Source organism: Aliidiomarina quisquiliarum (assembly GCF_023922585.1).
In the GTDB taxonomy this organism is placed as follows: Bacteria; Pseudomonadota; Gammaproteobacteria; order Enterobacterales; family Alteromonadaceae; genus Aliidiomarina; species Aliidiomarina quisquiliarum.
In genome coordinates, this window is record NZ_JAMFTN010000046.1 from 1 (window position 1) to 3,905 (window position 3,905).

3 protein-coding genes are annotated in these 3,905 nt (G+C 37.0%); all 3 read left to right on the plus strand.

Translation table 11 applies throughout. The annotated features are described in order from the left end of the window. Positions 1 to 117 precede the first annotated feature (117 nt). The 3 genes from M1L23_RS12890 to M1L23_RS12900 are packed head-to-tail and all read left to right on the plus strand — an operon-like array spanning position 118 to position 3,831. Positions 118 to 1,203: a tyrosine-type recombinase/integrase gene (locus M1L23_RS12890; RefSeq protein WP_252627848.1), complete on the plus strand. Its 1,086-nt coding sequence runs from the start codon at positions 118 to 120 to the stop codon at positions 1,201 to 1,203. Further along, positions 1,200 to 3,455 (plus strand): tyrosine-type recombinase/integrase, encoded by a 2,256-nt coding sequence (locus tag M1L23_RS12895; protein ID WP_252627849.1) that lies wholly within the window; start codon positions 1,200 to 1,202, stop codon positions 3,453 to 3,455. Before M1L23_RS12890 ends, M1L23_RS12895 begins: the two co-directional genes overlap by 4 nt. After that, positions 3,445 to 3,831 (plus strand): DUF6262 family protein, encoded by a 387-nt coding sequence (locus M1L23_RS12900; RefSeq protein ID WP_133540971.1) that lies wholly within the window; start codon positions 3,445 to 3,447, stop codon positions 3,829 to 3,831. The genes M1L23_RS12895 and M1L23_RS12900 overlap by 11 nt, the downstream gene beginning before the upstream one ends. The last annotated feature ends 74 nt before the right edge of the window (positions 3,832 to 3,905 follow it).

The following is a 3,905-nucleotide window of genomic DNA, read 5'->3' on the forward strand; positions in this document are numbered from 1 at the left end:
CGTTATCTACTACAATAATTATTTCTTCTACAAAGTAAATAAGGAATCATTTACAAAGCATATCCATCTATATAGAATCACTATCTAGTACAATTCTACAGTGTATGAGATAGCCTAATGAAAGTCCAAAAAGTAAAAATTAGTGGTGGTTCTCAAGATTTCTGGTTGGTGTTGGGTGAAGACTTCATGCCAATTCAAGAGATTGATTCATACTTAAGATATTTACACTCAATAGGTAAATCCCCAAATACAGTTAGATCATACGCTTTTCATTTAAAAGAGTTCTGGTTGTTCTTATCTCAATCTAACATTCAATGGTCTGATGTTGGATTAAAACAGATGTCGCAGTTCATTTCTTTCTTAAAAAAAGGACGATGTGACAATGTTGAATTGTTAAGGCAATCGCAATCAATTCGTACAGAACGAACAATTAATACAATCGTTACTGCCGTTACAGCATTTTATGATTACCACTCAAGAGTTAGTGATGTTGATGCTATCGACAACAAGTCTATTACTAACTACAAAGGTAAAACCTATAAGCCATTTCTTCACCATATTAGTAAATCAGATTCAACAGTCCGTAATATTCTTAAACTCAAAGAACCTAAAAAACGACCTGACACATTAACCGCTGACCAAGTAAAGCAATTAATCTCAGCAGCTAAATCACTGAGAGATAAGTTTCTTCTTATGATGCTTTATGAAACTGGTATGCGTATAGGGGAGTGTCTTGGGCTAAGGCATGAAGATATAAAAAGTTGGGACAAGACCATCGTTGTTAAGCCTCGTTCAGATAACACTAATGGCGCAAGAGCCAAGAGTTACGAATCAAGAACGATTGACGTTAGTTCTGACTTAATGGGGCTATATACTGATTATGTAGTTAATGAATTTGGAGATATTGATTCGGATTATGTCTTTATAAACATTTGGGGCAAAGATATTGGTAAACCTCTTGCCTATTCAACCGTTTATACAAAATTTAGAAGATTATCCGAGAAACATGAGATACCGTTCAGCCCCCACATATTTAGACATACCCATGCAACAGAGTTGTTAAGAAGCGGATGGGATGCTTCGTATGTTCAAAAGCGCCTTGGTCACAAAGACGTACAAACAACTATTAATACATACGCCCACTTGACCGATGCGGATCTGAAACATGCATTTAATACATTTAATAAAGGGGATTCCTTATGATAGCTAATCCAAAACTTGAACCCCAACAGGATCTATCTACTGAGGACTCATCTAGTGTTAGAGTTAAGGCGATCAAGGCTGTCCATCGAATCATAAATGGCACTCAGGAGCGTGTAGGGAAAAAAGTTAAGCTTACATTCAAAAGTATCGCTAAAGAGGCTCAGATTAGCCCTACAGAGCTTTTGGAGGGGTTTAGTGATGTTATGGATTATGTACAAAGCCTGAAGCACCAACCTGAATCCAGAGTTACTCCACACGCTGTAAATGCGAGAAATCGTTGTAATGATGCAATTGATAGGATTCTTGAGGGTAATCCACTAACAATATCCAAAAGTGCAAATCTAAATGTCGCTAATGTCGCTAAAGAAGCCGATATTGATGATTCGTATATTTATCAGGCATTACCAGACATACTAAATAGAGTTCATGAGCTTAAGAAAGGTCAAGTATTTGGCAATAAAGAGACAAATGCACTGCTAGTAAAAACGCTTGACCAAATGATACAAGATGGCAGAGAAATTACGGTCAAGAACGTTTGTCGTGCCGCTGGACTAAATAAATCATTCGATAACGCCATTCGCAAAACTTACCCCGATGTCCACAAAAAAATTCGAGAAGCCATACATAAACAAAGCGTTGAAAAGCGCGCTCTAGAGCGTACCGAGCTGTTGGCAGCGATAGAAAGGCTAAAAACAGGAAAACCAGTTAACGTTGATCCTCTACCCAAAGGCTTCTTACTTAGTATTAAGAAGTTAATGCAAGAGTCAGGTATTCATGAGTCTACAATTGCTAGGTATCACAAAGATATTGCAGATATATGTCTTAACACAAGAATTGAGAGCAATGAATATTCATGGGTAATCTCAGATGAAGAACGTGAAAAATTAGGTGGCGCACCAAATGTAAGATTGAATTTTGGGTCAATTGAACAATGTTGGATGCGTGATGCTGCAAAAGAGTTCATTACCAGTTGCATGATGTCGAGAAGTAGCTCGACACTTCAATCTAACTTACAAGCTTTACGAATGTTTAGTGAAGCACTTAATGAGATTCATCCAAACATTGAACCTAACAAAATTGACAGAAAAATTATTACTGATGTTTTATTTTTGTGGCGAAAGAGGGATGTAACAACATCGACCATCAAAAGAAGAATGTCGGCATTACGCCAGTTTTTTGAGTGGTGCATTGAAACTGGAGCAGTTAAGTTTCAAAGCGTTGTGCTAATGAAAGATACTGATTACCCCAAAATAGAGAAAACTCTACCACGATTTATTCCTGAAAAAGTAATGGCTCAACTAAATGCCAACATTGATGGCTTATCACCTCCTGTAATGAGATTATTCCTAGTATTACAAGAGGTTGGAATGAGAATTAGTGAGTGCATAGGCTTAAAGTACGACTGTATTTACCCTGACAAAGATGGTGATTACTTCATAAAATATTACCAATTTAAAATGAAAAAAGAGCATGTTGTTCCGATAAGTAAAGAGTTGGTATCGGTAATAAAAGAGCAGCAAGCTAGTGTAATTGAGGATTTCAACAAGAAGTTAGCGATTCTATTCCCAACACCACCATTACAAAATTGCAAAAAAAGGCGATATGTTCGAGCTGGAAAAACATGGTCACAGGGTACATTAATCAAGCATTTGAATGTTCTTGCAAAAGAAAGAAGTATCACAGGTGAAGATGGCGAAATATACCATTTTTCATTCCACCCATTTCGCCATACAGTTGCTACAAGAATGATCAATAATGGCGTTCCCCAGCATATTGTTCAACGTTATTTGGGTCACGAAACACCAACTATGACAAGTGTTTATGCACACATTATGGATCAAACGCTGAAAAAGGAGTTTGCAAGCTTTCAAGGTAAAATGGTTGATAATAATGGCAAGGTTTATGAGGCCGAAGAAGTTGTTACATCACTTGCGGAAGGTTTGGACGCTAACGAACTTGATAATCAATGGCTAAAGAAAAATATAGCCGTTCAGAGTTTACCTAACGGGTTGTGCTCTTTGCCAATTGTTCAAGGTGGCTGCCCTCACGCAAACGCATGTCTAACATGCCCAAATTTCAGGACAGATCATAGATATTTGCCACAGCATAAAGCTCAACTTAACAAGACAGAAAAGATTATTGCCACATGCAAAGCTAATGGTTGGCAAAGACAGTTGGAAATGAATGAAACATTGAAACAGTCACTTGTAAATATTATCGAACCATTAGAGGCAGTTAATAATGACTCATAAACGTAATACAAGCGGTTTAGCTTCAACTGCATCTAAGAAAAAGCAAGAAGCAATCGCTAAAACAGAAATTGCAATAAAGGCACTTATTAAAGATAACGCTCTAATTAATTTTAATACTGTTGCGGAAAAGGCAGGAGTATCAAAGGCATGGCTTTATAAAGAAGAAGCTGTCGCAAGCAGAATTAGGCGCATTCGAGATCAACAAAAAGGTGATGCACCAAAAGTTCACAAGCAGTCTGAAAGAGCGTCAGACGCATCAAAATCAGCTTTAATAACAACTTTAAAGGCTAAAGTGCGAGAGCTTGAAACAGAGAAAGCGGAATTGAAAAAACAATTGGAGATTGTCTATGGAAAGCTGCATGACTCTACTATGTAGACATGTATTTATAGTACAATCCCACTGTTTATAATGGTTTACAGCTTTAGAATTTAAAATAGTTTAGATAATGA

What these genes read in the sequence shown, in the direction of transcription:
- M1L23_RS12895 (WP_252627849.1), top strand. Translation starts at nt 1,200, where the DNA reads ATGATAGCTAATCCAAAACTTGAACCCCAACAGGATCTATCTACTGAG.
- M1L23_RS12890 (WP_252627848.1), top strand. Translation starts at nt 118, where the DNA reads ATGAAAGTCCAAAAAGTAAAAATTAGTGGTGGTTCTCAAGATTTCTGG.
- M1L23_RS12900 (WP_133540971.1), top strand. Translation starts at nt 3,445, where the DNA reads ATGACTCATAAACGTAATACAAGCGGTTTAGCTTCAACTGCATCTAAG.